General features: G+C 73.7%; 19 protein-coding genes. 1 reads left to right on the top strand and 18 read right to left on the bottom strand.

Annotation, left to right across the window (positions count from 1 at the left end; translation table 11 throughout):
- Positions 1-44 precede the first annotated feature (44 nt).
- From ACWEPX_RS13715 to ACWEPX_RS13635, 17 genes are all read right to left on the bottom strand, one after another.
- Complete coding sequence (locus tag ACWEPX_RS13715; RefSeq protein WP_451897463.1) at positions 45-368, bottom strand: DUF2469 domain-containing protein; 324 nt, start codon at positions 366-368, stop codon at positions 45-47.
- A 40-nt stretch (positions 369-408) separates the two neighbouring features.
- A complete protein-coding gene (locus ACWEPX_RS13710; protein WP_451897462.1) occupies positions 409-1,146 on the bottom strand; it encodes a ribonuclease HII in 738 nt (245 codons plus the stop codon).
- Positions 1,143-1,940, bottom strand: coding sequence for a signal peptidase I (gene lepB, locus ACWEPX_RS13705; protein ID WP_451897461.1), 798 nt, complete (start codon positions 1,938-1,940; stop codon positions 1,143-1,145). The genes ACWEPX_RS13710 and lepB (ACWEPX_RS13705) overlap by 4 nt, the downstream gene beginning before the upstream one ends.
- 6 nt (positions 1,941-1,946) lie before the next feature.
- Positions 1,947-2,741: a signal peptidase I gene (gene lepB / locus ACWEPX_RS13700; RefSeq protein ID WP_451897500.1), complete on the bottom strand. Its 795-nt coding sequence runs from the start codon at positions 2,739-2,741 to the stop codon at positions 1,947-1,949.
- A gap of 51 nt (positions 2,742-2,792) precedes the next feature.
- Complete coding sequence (gene lepB, locus ACWEPX_RS13695; RefSeq protein WP_451897499.1) at positions 2,793-3,746, bottom strand: signal peptidase I; 954 nt, start codon at positions 3,744-3,746, stop codon at positions 2,793-2,795.
- 1,509 nt (positions 3,747-5,255) lie between these two features.
- On the bottom strand, positions 5,256-5,615 hold the full coding sequence (rplS, locus tag ACWEPX_RS13690; protein WP_451897460.1) for a 50S ribosomal protein L19: 360 nt from the start codon (positions 5,613-5,615) through the stop codon (positions 5,256-5,258).
- 134 nt (positions 5,616-5,749) lie between these two features.
- Positions 5,750-6,517 carry a tRNA (guanosine(37)-N1)-methyltransferase TrmD gene (gene trmD / locus ACWEPX_RS13685; RefSeq protein ID WP_451897459.1) on the bottom strand — a complete coding sequence of 256 codons (768 nt, stop codon included), beginning with the start codon at positions 6,515-6,517 and terminating at the stop codon, positions 5,750-5,752.
- A 3-nt stretch (positions 6,518-6,520) separates the two neighbouring features.
- Positions 6,521-7,036: a ribosome maturation factor RimM gene (rimM, locus tag ACWEPX_RS13680; RefSeq protein ID WP_451897458.1), complete on the bottom strand. Its 516-nt coding sequence runs from the start codon at positions 7,034-7,036 to the stop codon at positions 6,521-6,523.
- 1 nt (position 7,037) lies between these two features.
- Entirely contained in the window at positions 7,038-7,277 is a 240-nt protein-coding gene (locus ACWEPX_RS13675) for an RNA-binding protein (RefSeq protein ID WP_054050002.1), read from the bottom strand.
- Positions 7,274-7,726 (bottom strand): 30S ribosomal protein S16, encoded by a 453-nt coding sequence (gene rpsP, locus ACWEPX_RS13670; protein ID WP_451897457.1) that lies wholly within the window; start codon positions 7,724-7,726, stop codon positions 7,274-7,276. Before rpsP ends, ACWEPX_RS13675 begins: the two co-directional genes overlap by 4 nt.
- A 145-nt stretch (positions 7,727-7,871) precedes the next feature.
- Positions 7,872-8,615, bottom strand: a complete 744-nt coding sequence (locus tag ACWEPX_RS13665; protein WP_451897456.1) for a LamB/YcsF family protein — start codon at positions 8,613-8,615, stop codon at positions 7,872-7,874.
- Positions 8,612-9,358, bottom strand: coding sequence for a CPBP family intramembrane glutamic endopeptidase (locus ACWEPX_RS13660; RefSeq protein ID WP_451897455.1), 747 nt, complete (start codon positions 9,356-9,358; stop codon positions 8,612-8,614). The genes ACWEPX_RS13665 and ACWEPX_RS13660 overlap by 4 nt, the downstream gene beginning before the upstream one ends.
- A 45-nt stretch (positions 9,359-9,403) precedes the next feature.
- Positions 9,404-10,486 carry an amidohydrolase family protein gene (locus ACWEPX_RS13655; protein ID WP_451897454.1) on the bottom strand — a complete coding sequence of 361 codons (1,083 nt, stop codon included), beginning with the start codon at positions 10,484-10,486 and terminating at the stop codon, positions 9,404-9,406.
- On the bottom strand, positions 10,483-12,012 hold the full coding sequence (ffh, locus tag ACWEPX_RS13650; protein WP_451897453.1) for a signal recognition particle protein: 1,530 nt from the start codon (positions 12,010-12,012) through the stop codon (positions 10,483-10,485). Before ffh ends, ACWEPX_RS13655 begins: the two co-directional genes overlap by 4 nt.
- A 461-nt stretch (positions 12,013-12,473) precedes the next feature.
- Positions 12,474-14,786: a [protein-PII] uridylyltransferase gene (locus ACWEPX_RS13645; protein ID WP_451897452.1), complete on the bottom strand. Its 2,313-nt coding sequence runs from the start codon at positions 14,784-14,786 to the stop codon at positions 12,474-12,476.
- Entirely contained in the window at positions 14,786-15,124 is a 339-nt protein-coding gene (locus tag ACWEPX_RS13640) for a P-II family nitrogen regulator (RefSeq protein WP_451897451.1), read from the bottom strand. The genes ACWEPX_RS13645 and ACWEPX_RS13640 overlap by 1 nt, the downstream gene beginning before the upstream one ends.
- 5 nt (positions 15,125-15,129) lie before the next feature.
- Positions 15,130-16,407 (bottom strand): ammonium transporter, encoded by a 1,278-nt coding sequence (locus tag ACWEPX_RS13635; RefSeq protein WP_451897498.1) that lies wholly within the window; start codon positions 16,405-16,407, stop codon positions 15,130-15,132.
- Between the two features lie 186 nt (positions 16,408-16,593).
- On the opposite strand from ACWEPX_RS13635, the gene ACWEPX_RS13630 reads away from it, so the two are divergent.
- On the top strand, positions 16,594-17,172 hold the full coding sequence (locus ACWEPX_RS13630) for a (2Fe-2S)-binding protein (protein WP_451897450.1): 579 nt from the start codon (positions 16,594-16,596) through the stop codon (positions 17,170-17,172).
- Between the two features lie 250 nt (positions 17,173-17,422).
- Here ACWEPX_RS13630 and ACWEPX_RS13625 read toward each other — a convergent pair whose 3' ends face one another.
- Positions 17,423-18,181 (bottom strand): inositol monophosphatase family protein, encoded by a 759-nt coding sequence (locus tag ACWEPX_RS13625; protein WP_451897449.1) that lies wholly within the window; start codon positions 18,179-18,181, stop codon positions 17,423-17,425.
- Positions 18,182-18,184: the final 3 nt, after the last annotated feature.

Raw genomic sequence — 18,184 nt, 5'->3', positions numbered from 1 at the left:
CCCGGGGCACCCGCGCACGGGGTGCTCCCGGGGCTGTGGACAACTCAGCCGTTGAAGGGGCCGTCCTCGGGGAGGCGCAGGTCGGGCTTGTCGAGCTCTTCGACGTTGACGTCCTTGAACGTGATCACCCGGACGTTCTTGACGAAGCGCGCGGGCCGGTACATGTCCCACACCCAGGCGTCGGACATGCGCACCTCGAAGTAGACCTCGCCGTCGGCGTCGCGCACCTGCACGTCCACGCCGTTGGCCAGGTAGAAGCGCCGCTCGGTCTCCACGACGTAGGCGAACTGGCCCACGATGTCGCGGTACTCCCGGTAGAGCTGCAGCTCCATCTCGGTCTCGTACTTCTCGAGATCCTCCGCGCTCATGTGCCGCGCGCCCCTCCTGGTCGTACTCCGGGACCGCCGCTCACTGCGGCGACGTCCCATTCTGGACCACGGCCGCAGCCGCGACACTCAGCGCCACCCGGTGTGGCGGGCGGAGCCCGTGCTTGCGCCCCGCGCTGACCACGTTGACGAACGACCACCGGTGCTCCGAGGTCGGACCGTGCTCGTCCAGCGCCCGCGTGTGCAGCGGCGTGCAGTAGCCCTTGTGCACGTCGAAGTGGTACTCGGGCAGGCGCTCGTGCAGGTCGGCCATGAACCGGTCGCGGGTCACCTTGGCCAGCACGGAGGCCGCGGCGACGCAGGCCGCGGCCTGGTCGCCCTTGACCACCGGCATGCTCGGGGCGGTCAGCCCGGGCACGCGGAAGCCGTCGACCAGCACGTACCCCGGGTGCACCGACAGCCGCGCCACCGCGCGCCGCATGCCCTCGATGTTGGCCACGTGCACCCCGCGCCCGTCGACCTCGGCGGTGGGGATGACGACGATGGCGTAGTCGACGGCACGGGCGGTGACCAGGTTGAACATCCGCTCGCGCGCGGCGGCGGTCATCAGCTTGGAGTCCGTCAGCCCGTCGAGGCGGGCGGCGTCGCCCGGCCGCAGCACGCAGGAGGCGACCACCAGCGGCCCGGCGCACGCGCCCCGGCCCGCCTCGTCGACGCCCGCGACCGGACCGAGGCCGCGGCGGTGCAGCGCGGTTTGCAGCCCCCAGTTGCCTGCATCGCGCCGCAGGATGGCGCGCGGCGGGCGGAACGCCGTGGTCACCCTCGCCCTCCTCTCCTGCGGACCAGCCACCACACCGGCAAGGCGGCCACCAGCCCCATCCCCGCGGGCACCAGCGCGGCGGCCTGCGGGTTGTGGTCGCCGATGCCCTGCCAGCGCGACGGCGGGAGAATGATCGCACGCGCCTTGCCGATGACATTGTCCACCGGCACCAGCCCGTTGCTCCCACCCCCGCCCTGGACCCGGGAGTCACCGGAGTTGTTGCGGTTGTCGCCCATCACGAACAGCATGCCCTCGGGCACCGACACCGGGGCGAACTCGGCCTGCCGGGGGCCGCCGCGGTCGGGGTCCCAGTAGATGTAGGGCTCGTCCAGCGGCTTGCCGTCGACCAGGACGCGGTTGCGCTCGTCGCAGCACTCCACCGTCTGGCCGCCGACGGCGATCACGCGCTTGACCACGTCGTCCTCGTCGGAGGAGGCCAGGCCGAAGGGCGCGAACATGTCCTGCCACCAGTCGGCGAACCAGTTCTGCGTGTCGGGCGAGCCGAAGGTCCAGGTGGAGGGCCGCTCGAAGACCACGACCTCGCCCGGGGTGGGCTCGCCGAACCAGTAGGCGACCTTGTCCACCAGCACGCGGTCGCCGTAGCAGCCCGGGCAGCCGTGCAGGGTCTTCTCCATCGACTCCGACGGGATGAGGAACACCCGCGCGAAGAAGGTCTGGATGACCAGCGTCAGCGCCAGCGCGATGCCCAGCAGCAGGGGCAGCTCGACCCACCACGGCCGCTTCTTCTTCGCCGGGGGCTCCTCCGGCTCCTCCGGCGCGTTCTCCGCCTCCACCGCGGCCTACCGGCGCAAGCGGCGTCCCAGCGCCACCACCGGGAAGGCCAGCGCGAGGCCGACGCCTGCGGGGATGCCCGCCTGCCAGGCCGGGGCCGACAGCGCCTGCGGGTCGTGGTCGCCGACGCCCTGCCAGCGCGACGGCGGCAGGATGATCGTGCGCGCCTTGCCGATGACGTTGTCGATCGGGACCATGCCGTTGAGGCCGCCGCCGCCCTGCGAGCGCGAGTCGCGGGAGTTGTTGCGGTTGTCGCCCATCACGAACAGCATCCCCTCGGGGACGGTGATCGGGGCGAAGTCCGACTGCTCCATGCCGGGGTCGGGCAGGTAGACGTACGGCTCGTCCAGCGGCTTGCCGTCGACCACCACGCGGTTGCGCTCGTCGCAGCACTCGACGGTCTGTCCGCCGACGGCGATCACGCGCTTGACCACGTCGTCCTCGCTGGGCTCGGCCAGGCCGAACTGCGCGCCGAAGTCCTGGAACCAGGCCACGACCGGGTTGTCCGACCGGGTGACGCCGCCGAAGTGGTCCCAGGTGGCCGGGCGCTCGAAGACCACGACGTCACCGGGGGTGGGCTCGCGGAACAGGTAGGTGATCTTGTCGACCAGCACGCGGTCGCCGGTGCAGCCCGGGCAGCCGTGCAGGGTCCGCTCCATCGACTCCGACGGGATCACGAACACGCGCGCGATGAACGTCTGGATCAGGATGGTCAGCACCAGCGCGACGCCGATCAGGATCGGCAGCTCGATGTACCAGGGCCGCTTCTTCTTGGCCTTCTCGTCCGGCTCGGCGACATCCACCTGCTCGGCGCCGTGGTCTGGGTCTTCCCCGGCACCGGTTGCGTCCGACACCTAATCCGCCTTCCTGCTGGTCAGGGACTTCTTGACGCGGCGGCCGAGCCACAGCAGCGGCCACGCGGCGGCGAACCCGAGCCCGGCGGGCAGCCCCTGCTGCCAGGCGGGCGCGGCGATCGCCGGGGACGCCTGCGGGTTGTGGTCGCCGACGCCCTGCCAGCGCGACGGCGGCAGGACGATGGCCCGGACCTTCCCGATGACCTTGGTGATCGGGACGACGCCGCGGATGCCGCCGCCGCCCTGGATGCGCGAGTCGGCCGAGTTGGCCCGGTTGTCCCCCATGACCCACAGGGTTCCCTCCGGCACCGTAACGGGTGCGAAGCGCTGGCGCTCGTCGGGGCCGCCGCCCTCCCAGTAGATGTAGGGCTCGTCCAGCGGCTTGCCGTCGACCAGCACGCGCATCTCGTCGTCGCAGCACTCGACGGTCTGGCCGCCGATCGCCACGACCCGCTTGACGAAGTCGCGCTCGTCGGGCGGCGCGATGCCGATCAGCGAGCCGAGGTACTGCAGTCCTCGCACGATCGGGTTGTCCTCATCGCCGATCGCGTCGACCTCCTCGCCGGTCCAGGAGTTCGGGCCCTGGAAGACGACGACGTCGCCGGGGAGGGGGTCGCGGAAGTCGTAGATCATCTTGTCGACGAAGACGCGGTCGCCGGTGCAGCCCGGGCAGCCGTGCAGGGTCTGCTCCATCGAGCCGGAGGGGATGGAGTAGACGCGGCCGACGAAGTGCTGGATGAGGAAGGTCAGCAGGAGGGCCACGGCGACGAGGGTGACCAGCTCGCGCCAGAGGGGCTGCTTCTTGTGCTTGCGGTGCTTGCCGTGCTTGGGCTGGTCCTCGTCGGGTTCGGGGTCCGGGGCCGCTCGACGGGGGGTGTAGGTGGTGGGGTCGGCGGGCTCGGGGCGGGGGGTGGGCGGGAGGACGGCGGTGGTCTCGGCGTCCGGGTCCGCCAGCGGGGGGAAGCGGAGGGAGGGGGACTCGGTGGGCCAGTTCGGCTGGTCGTCCTGGTCGGGTGGGGAGGGGTGAGGGTCGGCGTGGGACAGGGTTGGGCCTTGGGTCGGTGGGGTGGGGAGGGGGGTGGGCTCGACTGGGGTGAAGAAGTCGGAGCGGGAGTTGGTGGGGGTTCGGGCGCCGGGTGGCTGGGCAGGGTCGGCCGGGGCGAAGAAGTCCGATGAGGCCGCGCGGGCGGGGCGGTCTGGTTCGGAAGGGGGGAGGTCCGGTCGGGAGCTTGCTGACGGGCTGGAGGCGGGCTCGACCGGAGCGAAGGGGCTCGACGGTGGGCCTGCGGGGGTGCGGTGGTTGGGCTCGACCGGAGCGAAGAAGCTCGACGGGGTGGGCGCGCGGCGGGGGCCGGGGTGGTGTGGCTGTGGGTCCTCAGGGTCGACGGGGGTGAGGTCCGGTCGGGAGGCTGCTGGAGGACGGGCGCCGGGTGGGTGGTCGTCGGGGGTGACCGGAGCGAAGGTGCTCGACGGGTGGCCTGACGGGGTGTGGTGGGGCTCGACCGGGGCGAAGAAGGCTGAGGGGGTGCGGTCGGGGGGTGGGTCGACCGGGGGGAAGAAGCCTGAGGGGGTGGTTGCGGGGCCGCTGTCGTGGGTGGCGGGGGTGAAGAAGGGGGAGGCGGATGGGGCTTGGGAGATCGGGGTGAAGAAAGACGAGGGTGGGGTCTTGGGGTGGCTGCCGTTGGGGGCCGGGGGGAAGGGGGTGGCCGCGTCGGCGGGGAAGTGGGGGGCTGGGGCGGCGGGCCGGGGGCGGGCCGCGTCAGCGGGGTGAAAGGGAGCCGCGTCGACAGGTTGGAAGCGAGCACTGTCGGAAGGCTGATGGGGAGCTGCGGCGGCAGACCGGTGAGGGGCCGCGTCAGCGGGGTGATGGGGAGCCGCGTCGGCCGGGAGGTTGGCGGCGCCGTCGAGAGGCTGGGCTGCATCGGCGGGCCGGTAGCGAATGCCGTCAGCGGGCTGGAAGGAAGCCGCGTCGGCCGGGAGGTGGCTGGTGCCGTCGGCGGGCTGGGCTGCGGCGGGCCGGTAGTGAATGCCGTCGGCGGGCTGGAAGGAAGGCGCGTCGGCGGGTCGGGGGCTGGCCGTGTCAGCGGGTTGCGAGGGGGCCGCGGCGGTGGGGTGGGGGCGGGCGCCGTCGGCAGGCCGAAAGGGGGCCGCGTTGGTGGGCGGCTGGGGTGGGCCGTCGGCGGGGCGGGAGGGGGTGCCGTTGGCTGGGGTGGGGCCCGCGGGGGTGTGGCCGTTGCGGGGGTGGTCGGCTGGGGTGGGGCCGAACCAGAAGGTGGGGCCGGTGGGGGGACGGCGGAGGCCCGAGGCGGCGTCAGCCCCTGGGTGGGGGCTGGGCGGGGCCTCGGGCCTGCGGTCGTGCTGGTCCCCCGGGCGCTCCTGGGGTGAGCGGGCACCCGGGGGCACACGGCGGGAGGGGCGGTCGACCACGCACGTCAGGGTACGTGAGCCGATGTGCTCCCCGTGTCAGGAAGCGGGCTGGGGCTCGCGCTTCTCCTTGATCTTGGCGGCCTTGCCGCGCAGCTCGCGGAGGTAGTAGAGCTTGGCGCGGCGCACGTCGCCGCGGGTGACGACCTCGATCTTGGCGATGTTGGGCGTGTGCACCGGGAAGGTGCGCTCGACGCCGACGCCGAAGGAGATCTTGCGGACCGTGAAGGTCTCGCGGACGCCGCCGCCGTGGCGGCGGATGACCACGCCCTGGAACACCTGGACGCGCTCGCGCGTGCCCTCGATGACGCGGACGTGGACCTTGAGGGTGTCACCCGGGCGGAAGTCCGGGACGTCGGAACGCAGCGACTTGGCGTCCAGGGCATCCAGGGTGTTCATGGGGTAATCCGTCCTTAAGCAACTGGGTCGTCGGCCAGACCGACCGCGGGACGGCGCGAAACCGAACAGCCGGCCTTGGGGTGGTCTGCGGCGCGCATCCGGCTGGTGCCGGGCGCGGCAACCCGGAAAGTATGTCAGACCAGGTCGCCGGAATCGAAATCGACCCCCGTCAGCGAGCGCAGCACCGCGCGATCCCGCTGGTCGAGGGCCTCTTCGGGGAGGGCGGCGAGCAGATCGGGCCGCCGGTCGAGCGTGCGCTCCAAGGCCCGGTCACGCCGCCAGCGGTCGATGGCAGCGTGGTTCCCAGAGCGCAGCACGTCGGGCACCGCCAGGCCGCGCCAGACCTCCGGGCGGGTGTAGCTGGGGCCTTCGAGCAGGCCGTCGGAGAAGGAGTCCTGCTCGGCCGACTGCGGGTTGCCCAGCACCCCGGGCAGCAGCCGGGCCACGGCCTCCACCATCACCATGACGGCGACCTCGCCGCCGACCAGCACGTAGTCGCCGATGGACACCTCGTCGACCGGCATCCGCCGGGCGGCGTCCTCCACCACCCGCTGGTCGATGCCCTCGTACCGGCCGCACGCGAAGACCAGCCGCGGGAGCTGGGCGTACTCGCGGGCCAGGGCCTGGGTGAACGGGCGCCCCGCCGGGGTCGGCACGACCAGCCGCGGCGGCTCGCCAGCGCAGACCTCGTCCAGCGCCTCGCCCCACACCTGCGGCTTCATCACCATGCCGGGACCGCCGCCGTAGGGGCTGTCGTCCACCGACCGGTGCACGTCGTGGGTCCAGTTGCGCAGGTCGTGGACCTGCAGGTCGAACAGGCCGCGCTCGATGGCGCGGCCGAGCAGCGCCGCGCGCAGCGGCTCCAGGTACTCGGGGAAGATCGTGACGACGTCGACGCGCACGGCTTACTCGATCAACCCCTCGGGCGGGTCGAGCACGACCCGCCTGCCCGCCAGGTCCACCTCGGGGACGATCGCGGCCACGAACGGGACCAGCACGTCGTCGCCCTCGGGCCGGGACACGACCAGCAGGTCGCCGCCGGGGCCGTGCTGGATGTCGGTGACCTCGCCCACGACCGCGCCGTCGGCCAGCACCGCGGCCAGGCCGATCAGGTCGTGGTCGTGGAACTCGTCGGGGTCCTCCGGGGCGGGCAGCGCGGCCGGGTCGGCCAGCAGCAGCGCGCCGCGCAGGGCCTCGGCGGCGTCGCGGTCGGGCACCTGGTCGAAGCGCACCAGCAGCCGCCCGGTGTGCCACCGGGCGGCTGCGATGGTCAGTGCGCGGACGGTGCCGTCCTTGAGCCGGGCGTCGACGGCCGCGCCCTCGGCGAAGCGCAGCTGCGGGGAGTCCGTGCGCACGTCCACGGCCAGCTCCCCGCGGATGCCGTGCGCCTTGGCCACCCGCCCGACGACTACCTCGGCCATCTCAGTGGTCGGTGTCCACCACGTCGACGCGGATGCCGCGCCCGCCGACCCCGGCCATCACCGTGCGCAGCGCGGTCGCCGTGCGCCCGCCCCGGCCGATGACCTTGCCCAGGTCCTCGGGGTTGACGTGCACTTCGAGCGTGCGGCCGCGACGGGTCGTGACGAGTTCCACCTGGACGTCGTCCGGGTGGTCGACGATGCCTCGGACCAGGTGCTCCAGGGCGTCCGCGAGGGCGCTCACTCGGCCGCGGCCTCGGTCTCAGCGGCGGGCTCGGCCTGCTCGGCCTTCTCCGCCTTCTTCGGGGCGGACTTCTTCTTGGGGCTGATCGCCTCGGTGGTGGGCTCCTCGCCCGCCGCCTTCAGCGCCGCCTCGAACAGCTCCTGCTTGGTCGGCTTCGGCTCGGCGACGCGCAGCGTGCCCTCGGCGCCCGGCAGGCCCTTGAACTTCTGCCAGTCGCCGGTCACCTCCAGCAGGTGCTTCACCGCGTCGGTCGGCTGCGCGCCGACGCCCAGCCAGTACTGGGCGCGGTCGGAGTCGACCTCGATCAGGCTCGGCTCGGACTTGGGGTTGTAGCGGCCGATCGTCTCGATGGCCTTGCCGTCGCGGCGGGTGCGGGCGTCGGCGACGATGATGCGGTAGAACGGCGCGCGGATCTTGCCGAGGCGCTGCAGCTTGATCTTGACAGCCACGGGTCTGCTTGCTCCTGGGTTTCGACATCGGGTCTGGACGCGGGTGGCCCCGTGGGGTCGAGCCGTCACATCCGGTGGTTTGCGGTCGTCGCGGCACGGTGAGAGGGTCCGGCCGCGGCGGACAGCCGCCAATTGTGCCAGACGCCTACCGGGCGAACGGAATCACCTCCACCCCCGCGGCCGCCAGCGCCGCCCGGACGGCCCGGGCGTGCTCGACGGCGCCGGGGGTGTCGCCGTGCAGGCAGAGGGACCGGGCGGCCACCGGCAGCACCGTCCCGTCGACGGCGACCAGCTCGCCGCGGGTGGCCAGCCGGACGGCCCGCTCGACGACGGCGTCGGTCCCGGTGAGCAGCGCACCCGGCTGCGACCTGGGCACGAGCGTGCCCTGCGGGGTGTAGCCGCGGTCGGCGAACGCCTCGGCGACGGCGTTTCCCCCCGCGGCGGCGAGCAGCTCGGAGCCGGGCAGGCCGAGCACCGGCAGGTCCCCGAACGCGCGCGTCCCGGCGACGACCGCCTCGGCTTGGGCCTTGTGGTGCACGGTGGCGTTGTAGAGGGCGCCGTGCGGCTTGACGTAGGCCACGCGCGTGCCCGCTGCCGCGGCGAACGCCGCCAGCGCGCCGATCTGGTAGAGCACCTCGTCGGCGAGGGTGACGGGATCGACGTCGATGAACCGGCGGCCGAAGCCCGCCAGGTCGCGGTAGGAGACCTGTGCGCCGACGGCGACCCCACGCCGCGCCGCGGCCGCGCACACCGCGCGCATGGTCGATGCGTCGCCGGCGTGGAAGCCGCAGGCGACGTTGGCCGAGGTCACCACGTCGAGCAGGGCGTCGTCGTCGCCCAGGCGCCAGACGCCGAACCCCTCCCCCAGGTCGGCGTTGAGGTCGATCACGGGGTCATCACCCCGAGGGAGATGAGCAGGACGGCCAGGGCGGGCAGGAAGTTGTTGACCTGGTGGGCGACCACGCTGGCGCCGAGGCGGCCGGTCCAGAGCCGGGCCAGGCCGATCGGGATGCCGATGACCAGCAGCAGCGAGGTGCGCAGCGGCTCCAGGTGGCTGATGGCGAAAATCACCGTGGTGAGGCCGAACACCGCCCAGCGGCCCCAGTTCAGCCGCTCCAGCGCGCCCCAGAGCAGGCCGCGGTAGATGATCTCCTCGCAGAGCGGGCCGACCAGCCAGACGTAGAGGAACAGGGTGACGGCGGCGATGACCGGCATGCGCTGGTCGTCGACCAGGCTGCCCAGCGACGACGTGGCGTTGTCCTCACCGACCACGCGCGTCCACACCGCGGCGGCCGCGGTGGTGACGACCAGCCCGATCACGCCGAACTTCAGGCCCGCCCGGATGTCGGCGCGGCCGAAGGACCAGCGCAGGTCGACGCGCGGGCCGTTGCCGCGCAGGCGGGTGACCAGCAGCGCGGTGCCGGTGGCCAGCAGGGTCGGCAGGATCGTGCCGACGAGGATCACCACGATCGAGTCCTCGGCCCCCGGCCGGGGGTTGCCGATCAGCACGCCGATGACGACCGCGGACAGCACGAAGACGCCGTAGACGGCCAGGAAGGCCCCGAAGCCCCAGCGGTGGTCCCGGGCTGGTGGCGGCGGGGCCGCCGCGTCGGCGTCCGGCAGCGACACCATCACACCTCCGACAGTCCGGCCCCGGGCGGTCCGAGGTTAACGGGATCACCGTACGGTTTGGCGGACCACCCTGCCCCGCAACACGACGAGCGCCGGGTTGCGGAGGGTTTCCAAGTCGTCGCGGGGATCGTCGGCGAACGCCAGCAGGTCGGCCGCCGCGCCCTCGGACAGTCCGGAGTACCCCAGCCAGGCGCGCGCACTCCACGAACCCGCGGCGATGGCCTGCTCGGCGCCCATCCCGGCGCGGTGCAGGGCGATGATCTCGTCGACGATGCGGCCGTGGGCGATGCCGCCGCCCGCGTCGGTGCCCGCGTACACCGGCACGCCCGCCGCGATCGCCGCGGCGACGGTGCCGGTCACGCGCTCGTGGAGGTCGAGCATGTGCCGGGCGTAGGCGGGGAACTTCGTCGCGCCCGCCGCGATGCCGGGGAAGTTCTCGATGTTGATCAGGGTGGGGACCAGCGCGGTGCCCCGGCGGGCCATCTCGGCGGTGGTCTCCTCGGTCAGGCCGGTGCCGTGCTCGATGCAGTCGATCCCCGCCGCGATCAGGCCGGGCAGGGCGTCCTCGCCGAAGACGTGCGCGGTGACCCGGGCGCCCGCGTCGTGCGCGGTGCGGATGGCCTCGGCCAGCACGTCGTCGGGCCAGAGCGGGGCCAGGTCGCCCTTCTCCCGATCGATCCAGTCGCCGACGAGCTTGACCCAGCCGTCGCCCGCCGCGGCCTGGGCGGCGACCTGGGCGGGCAGGTCGTCGGGGTCGATCTCGACGCCGAGGTGGCGGATGTAGCGGCGGGGGCGGGCGATGTGCCTGCCCGCGCGGATGATCCGGGGCAGGTCCAAGCGCTCTTGCAGCGGTGTGGTGTCGATGGGCGAGCCGCAGTCGCGGATGAGCAGCGTGCCCGCGTCGCGGTCGGTCTCGGCCTGGGCGGCCGCGGTGTCGAGGTCGACCGGGCCTTCCGGGCCGATGCCCACGTGGCAGTGGGCGTCGACGAATCCGGGGACGAGGTAGCCGCCGTCGAGGACCGTGGTCGCGCCCGGGACCTCGGTGGTGCGGATGCGGCCGTTGACGATCCACAGGTCCTGCTCGGCGCCGTCGGGCAGGACGGCGCCGCGCAGGTGCAGCGCCGTCACTTCTTCGGGAACTTCAGCTTGGACGGGTCGAAGCCGGGCGGCAGCTGGTCCATGCCGAAGCCCGGGGGCAGCTGCTGCAGGCTCGGCGGCAGCGCGGACAGGTCGGGCATGCCCGCGGGCATGCCGCCGCGCATCCGCGGCTGGGTCGGGCCCTTGCCCTTGCCCTTCTTGCCCTTGCGGCCCTTGGGCTGCTTCTTGGTCGCGCTGCGCCCGCCGGGCATGCCGAAGCGGCCCGCCATCTGCTGCATCATCTTGCGCGCCTCGAAGAAGCGGTTCACCAGGTCGTTGACGTCGCGGACCTGCACGCCCGAGCCGTTGGCGATGCGCACCCTGCGGGAAGCGTTGATGATCTTGGGGTCCTGGCGCTCCGCGGGGGTCATGCCGCGGATGATCGCCTGCAGCCGGTCGATGTGCTTCTCGTCGACCTGGGCCAGCGCGTCCTTCATCTGGTTCGCGCCGGGGAGCATGCCGAGCAGGTTGGCGATGGGGCCCATCTTGCGCACGGCCAGCATCTGCTCGAGGAAGTCCTCCAGCGTCAGCTCGCCGGTGCCGATCTTGGCCGCGGCCTTCTCCGCCTGCGCCTGGTCGAAGTGCTGCTCGGCCTGCTCGATGAGGGTGAGCAGGTCGCCCATCCCGAGGATGCGCGAGGCCATCCGGTCGGGGTGGAAGGTGTCGAAGTCCTCCAGCTTCTCGCCGTTGGAGGCGAAGAGGATGGGGACGCCGGTGACCTCGCGGACCGACAGCGCCGCACCACCGCGGGCGTCGCCGTCGAGCTTGGTGAGCACCACGCCGGTGAAGCCCACACCGTCGCGGAAGGCCTCCGCGGTGGTGACGGCGTCCTGGCCGATCATGGCGTCGACGACGAAGAGGACCTCGTCGGGGTCGGTGGCCTTCCGGATGTCGGCGGCCTGGCGCATCATCTCCTCGTCCACGCCGAGGCGGCCCGCGGTGTCGACCACGACCACGTCGTAGTGCGAGCGCTTGGCCTCCTCGATGGACCGCCGCGCCACGTCGACCGGGTCGCCGACGCCGTTGCCCGGCTCGGGGGCGAAGACCGCCACCCCCGCGCGCTCGCCGACGACCTGCAGCTGGGTGACGGCGTTGGGGCGCTGGAGGTCGCAGGCGACCAGCAGCGGCGCGTGGCCCTGCGCCTTGAGCCAGCGGGCCAGCTTGCCCGCCAGCGTCGTCTTGCCTGCGCCCTGGAGGCCGGCGAGCATGATCACGCTCGGCGGGGTCTTGGCCAGGTTGAGCCTGCGGGTCTCGCCGCCGAGGATGCCGATGAGCTCCTCGTTGACGATCTTGACGACCTGCTGGGCCGGGTTGAGGGCGGCGGAGACCTCCGCGCCCTTGGCCCGCTCCTTGACCTTGGCGATGAAGGCGCGCACCACCGGCAGGGCGACATCGGCCTCCAGCAGCGCGATGCGGATCTCGCGCGCGGTGGTGTCGATGTCGGCGTCGCTGAGCCTGCCCTTGCCGCGCAGGTTCTGCAGGACCGACGAGAGCCGGTCGGAGAGGGTGTCGAACACGGGTGCGCCACTCCATAGCTGTTGCCGGGACGTACCCCGAGCGTACCGGGGGTGGGTCGGCGGCCAGGCAACCGCCGACGCCGCTTCAGCCCACCCTAGTGGCGACGGTCACATCCGGGGGCTGTCGATTCCCGCCGCGGCCGTTCGTCGGGTGGGTGTCAGCCAGGTGAAGGAGGACATCATGGGCAAGCTGGTCGTCACCTGTGGGGCGCCGGGGTGGACCGAACTGGAACTGGTCGAGTGGCACACCGTTGACCCCCGGGAGCGCCAGCGCGGTCGCCGCCTGGTGGGACCGGGAGGGGGCCCGACCCCTCGACGGGCCCCTCCCGGCTGCGTCCGCCTGCGGTGGGCCGTCTCCCCCGACGGGTACCGCGTGGCCGCTCTCGCTCGGACACCGCAGAGCTTGCCCTTATTCCTGGGCCCGCCACAGCGGGAAGGCCCCTGGGTGGGGGTGAGTAGGTCTACTCAGCTGCCCGCAGGACCGCGGTTTCGATCGCCCTCCGCCAGCCGGGGCCGGTGCCGCGGGGGATGCCGAAGGAGTCGACCGCGGAGCCGCCGAGGGTGGTGACCCTGGCCCAGCGGACGTCGACCCCGCGGTGTTCCAGGGCGGTGGCCACGGCGTGGAGGAGGCCGATGCGGTCGGGGCAGCGCAGTTCCAGCACGACGACGTCGGGGCCGCCCGGTTCGTGGTCGAACCAGAGGACCTTCGGGGGCGGGTGGGCGGTGGGGCGGGCGTAGTCGCGTTCCTTGGCGGCCAGGCGCTCGGCCAGGGGGAGGGTGCCTGCGACGGCGCGGGTGAATTGCTCGCGCAGCAGGGTCGGGTCGGGCATGGAGCCGAAGCGGGGGGTTGCGGTGAAGACGCCGACGGCGACGCCTGCGTGGGCGGCGATCGTGGCGGCGTGGACTTCGAGGGAGTTCATGGCCAGCACGCCCGCCGCGCGGGACAGGACGCCGGGGCGGTCGGTGGTGGCGATGGTGATGGTGGCGGGTCTGGTGCCGGCCACCAGCACGTCCGGTTTCCCGGAGGCGGCGGTGGACTCCGCCAGCGCCCGGGTGTCCGCGCCGAGCGGGACGGCCGCGGGCAGCGGCTCCCCGGCCATGACCGCACGCGCGCGGCGCACGAGGTCGCCGACCAGGGCGGCCTTCCAGTCCGTCCAGACGCCGGGGCCGGTGGCCAGGGAGTCGGCCTGGGCCAAGGCGTGCAGCAGGTCCAGCAGCACGGGATCGCGGAGGGTGCCTGCCACGCGGGCGACCGTCGCCGAGTCGCCGATGTCGCGGCGGGTGGCGGTCTCGGGCAGCAGGAGGTGGTGGCGGACCGCGGCGGCCAGCACGTCGACGTCCGGTGTGGACAGACCGATCCGGTGGCCGACCTGGGCGGCCAGCGCGGCCCCGACGACGCTGTGGTCGGCGTCGCGGCCCTTGCCGATGTCGTGCAGCAGCGCGCCGAGCAGCAGCAGGTCCGGGCGGGCGACCGCGGTGGCGAGGCGGGCGGCGTTGACGGTCGTGCGCACCAGGTGCCGGTCGACGGTCCACACGTGGGCCGGGTCGCGCGGGGGCAGGTCGCGCACCGCGCCCCACTCGGGGAGCAGCCGCGCCCACAGGCCGCTGCGCTCCAGCGCCTCGACCACCTCGGTCAGCCCCTCCCCCGCGCCCAGCAGCGCCACCAGGTCTCGGCGCACCTCATCCGGCCACGGCGTGCGCAGTTCGGGGGCGCTCTCGCCGAGCCGGGACAGCGCGGCGGGGGCGATCGGGCGGCCGGTGCGCGCGGCGGCCGCGGCGACGCGCAGCAGCAGCCCGGGGTCCTTGGCCGGGTCGGCGTCGCGGGCCAGCACGACCTCGCCCGCGTGCAGCACGACGCCCTCGGCGAGCGGGCGGCGCTCGGGCGGGCGGCGCAGCACGCCGAGCACCCGCCGCTGCGGCTGCGCCGCCGACACCGCCCGCAGCGCGACGTCGACGGCGTAGGCGACGGTCCGCCCGGCTCCGGACAGCGCCCGCACCAGGGCGAAGCGGTCGCCCAGCCCGAGCGCGGCGGCCACCTCGTCGCCGTCCTGCGGGCGCAGGACGTCGCGCGGGCGGCGGACCACGCGGCGCAGTTCGGTGCGGGTGTCCAGCAGCAGGGTCCGGGCCAGCTCGACCTCGCCGCCGGGCCGGTCGACCAGCTGGGCCGCGGCCAGCGCGTCGAGGACGCCGAGGTCGCGCAGGCCGCCGCGGCCGTGCTTGAGGTCCGGCTCGACCCAGTGCGCGACCTCGCCGGCCCGCGACCAGCGCCCGCGCACCGCGGTCAGCAGCTCGTCCAAGCGGGTCCGCGCACCGCGCCGCCACTGCTCGCGGGCGGACCTGGCCAGCCGGACGCCGACCTCGGCGTCACCCGCCAGGTGCCGGGCGTCGAGCAGGGCGAGCGCGACGCGCAGGTCGGTCTCGGCCACCGACAGCGCCTCGCCGACGGTGCGCACCGAGTGGTCCAGCCCGATCCCGGCGTCCCACAGCGGGTACCAGAGGCGTTCGGCCACCTCGGCGACCGGGGCGCGGCCGTCGTGCACCAGGACGAGGTCCAGGTCGGCGAACGGGACCAGCTCGCGGCGGGCGAGGCCGCCGACGGCGAGCAGCGCGACGCCCTCGCCGCGCCCGCCGACCCCGGCCTGCGCCGCGTGCGCGGTCAGCCAGAACTCGTGCAGGTCGGCGAGGGCGTCGCGGAGCGCGGCCGGGCGCAGCCGGGCGCCCGCCCGGGCGAGCAGCCGGTCGCGGGCGGCGACCAGGTCCGCCGCGTCGGCCACTAGATCGCGTCCGCGCCGCGTTCCCCGGTGCGCACGCGCACGACGGCCTCCACCGGGGTGACCCAGACCTTGCCGTCGCCGATCTTGCCGGTGCGGGCGGCCTCGACCACGGCGTCGACCACCTTCTCCCCCATTACGTCGTCCACGAGGACCTCGACGCGGACCTTGGGCACGAAGTCCACCGAGTACTCCGCGCCGCGGTAGACCTCGGTGTGGCCCTTCTGCCTGCCGTAGCCCTGGACCTCGCTGACGGTCATGCCGAGCACGCCGAGCTGCTCCAGCGCGGCCTTCACCTCGTCGAGGGTGAAGGGCTTGATGATCGCGGTGACCAGCTTCATCTCGCTCAGCCTTCCTTGCCAGCGGGGACCTTCGCGGCCAGCACGTCGGCGGTCCGGCCCAGGGACGACCCGCCGCCGCGCAGGCTGGAGAACTCGTAGCCGGACTCGGCGTGCTCGGCCTCATCGATGCCGGTCGCCTCGGCCTCCGGGGAGATGCGGAAGCCGATGGCCTTGTTCAGCACCCAGCCGATGGCGAAGGTCAGCGCGAAGCTGTAGGCCATGACCGCGACCGCGGCGACGGCCTGCTTGCCCAGCAGGGCCGCGCCGCCGCCGTTGAGCAGGCCGTCCTGGCCAGCCGGGTTGACCTCGGTGGTGGCGACCAAGCCGATCATCAGGGTGCCGACGAGGCCGCCGACCAGGTGCACACCCACGACGTCGAGGGAGTCGTCGTAGCCGAGCCGGTACTTCAGGCCGACGGCGAGCGCGCAGAGGACGCCCGCGGCGACGCCGATGGCGATGGCCCCCAGCGGGCTGACGAACCCGGCCGCGGGGGTGATGGCGACCAGCCCGGCGATGGCCCCGGAGGCCGCGCCGAGGGTCGTGGGCCTGCCGTCGCGGACCTGCTCGACGACCAGCCAGCCCAGGACGGCGGCCCCGGTGGCGACGGTGGTCGTGGCGAAGGCGGTGCCCGCCAGCTCGCCCGCGCCCAGGGCGGACCCGGCGTTGAAGCCGTACCAGCCGAACCAGAGCAGGCCCGCGCCGAGCAGCACGAACGGCAGGTTGTGCGGGCGCATGGGCTCGCGCGGCCAGCCCCTGCGCCTGCCGAGCACCAGCGCAAGGGCCAGGGCGGCGGCCCCGGCGTTGATGTGCACGGCGGTGCCGCCCGCGAAGTCCAGCGCGCCGAGGGTGTTGGCGATCCAGCCGCCCGCGAAGCCCTCCCCGGTGAGGCCGTCGAAGTCGAAGACCCAGTGGGCAACCGGGAAGTAGACGACCGTGGCCCAGACGGCGATGAACAGCGTCCAGGTCCAGAACCGGGTCCGGTCGGCGACGGCCCCGGAGATCAGGGCGGCGGTGATGATGGCGAACATCAGCTGGAAGACGGCGAACACGACGTGCGGGACGGTCGCGGTCGCGCCGCCGAGCACCCCGTCGAGGCCGAGGAAGTCCCCGCCGCCGAGGAGACCGCCGCCGACGTCGTCGCCGAAGGCGAGCGAGTAGCCGTAGAGCACCCACAGCACGCTGACGACGGCCAGCGCGATGAAGCTCATCATCAGCATGTTGAGCACGCTCTTGGCCCGCACCATGCCGCCGTAGAAGAACGCCAGCCCCGGCGTCATGAGCATGACCAAGGCGGCGCTGACCAGCACCCAGGCCGTGTCCCCTGTGTCCACATCGTCCTCCGTCCGTCCGTTGCCGGAATCATTCGAGGCGGCTGTTTCGCGGGGTCGCGCGCGGTGTTTCCGGTGCGTGAACTGTCGATCCCGCTGTGTTACGGGCGCGTTGCGCGCTGCGGGTACCGTGATCGGACGATGAGCGACGTGACGGTGGTGGGCGACCCGGCGTGGGTGGCGTCCCGGATGGCGGCGTCGCGGGGGCGCTACCCGGGCGCGGACGCGCGGGTGCTGGGGACGCTGTGGTGGTACGAGGCGAGTTCGGCGCTGGTGGGGCCGGTGGTAGAGACGGCGGTCGCCGGTGGGCCGGTGGCTGACGCGGGCTCGATGGTGCTGGCGGTGACGCCGGATGGACGGGTGGCCGACGCGCAGGCCCGCACGACCTGCGCCGATCCGGGGCCGCGGCTGCGGTCGGTGCTGGCGGCGGGGATCGCGGCGGTGGCGTCGGTGAGCGGGGCGGCGGCGCGGTCGCTGTGGGCGATCGCCACGGACTCGGTCGGGAACCGGACGCTGTGGGCGGGCGGGACGCCTGCGCACGCGGTGGGGGTTGCGGCGGCGGTGGGGTCGGATTTGCCGGTGCCGCGGTTCGTGGTCGCGGGCGGACGGCTGGTGGTGCGCCGGGCGTCGTGCTGCCTGATCTACCGGGCGGGCGAGTCGAAGTGCGTGAGCTGCCCGCGCCAACCCCCAGCCGAACGAACGCGGCGGCTCGGCGGCTAACCGGCCAATCCGACCCGGAATCAGCCGCGCTCGTGGGGGCAGAGCCCACTTCCACCCGCACCGAGACGCAGCCGCGACGCGCCCGTGTCCACGACGCGGTTGCGGTGGTTCCCGGCCCGTGGGCTGGGCCGCAACCTTGACCGGGGATTGGCGACCTCGGCGGCACGGGTGATCGGCTCGACCAGCAGGGCGTCCCGTGCGCTCGCACGGGTGGCGGTAAGCGGGGTTACGGGTGTCTGCCGGATGGGGGCTAGTGGGCGCGGATTGCTGCCAGGAGGGCGGCGTGGGTTTGGGGGTCGGCGGCGGCTATCAGGCCGTTGGTGCCGTTCGGGTCGCCGGTGAGGTCGGTGGTGGGGCAGCCTGCGGCGCGGCAGAGGGCGATGGCGGCGGTGAAGTGGACGCTGTCGCGGGTGTCGGCTGCGGTGATGTAGCCGGCGCGGCTGCCGGCGGCCACCCAGGCGGCGGCGAGGCTGGTGGAGAGGACGCGGGGGCGGAAGCGGGTGGTGAATGCGGGGTCGGCGAGGAGGGCGGCGGTGGGGAAACGACCCGGGGTCGGGGGGTCGATGTCGATGTCGATGATGCGGCTGGTTGGGGTGGGGGTGAGGGGGCCGGAGCGGCTTTGGGCGGTGTGGGGGGTGGTCCAGTAGGTCTGGGGGGTGAAGGGGTCGGCGACCGCGGCGGCGGTGATGGTGCCGTTGACGCGCAAGGCCACGTTCACGGCCACCAGGGGGGTGCCTGCGGCGAAGTTGTGGGTGCCGCACAGGGGGTCGACCAGCCAGGTGCGGTCGGAGTCGCCGGTGGAGCCGAGTTCTTCGCCGATCACGGCGTCGTTCGGGCGGGTGGCGGTGAGCAGGGCGCGGATGGCGTGTTCGGCGGCTATGTCGGCTTCGGTGGCGAAGTCGTCGCCGTCCTTGCTGAACAGCTCCAGGTCGCGGCCGAAGGCGGCGCGGATGATCGCGGCGCCCGCTTCGGCCGCGCGGATGGCGATGTCGACGTCGGATTCCCCCACGGG

Source organism: Actinokineospora sp. NPDC004072 (genome assembly GCF_053604195.1).
The sequence above is the reverse complement of the archived record's forward strand: the minus strand, read 5'-3'. Positions and strand labels throughout refer to the sequence as shown.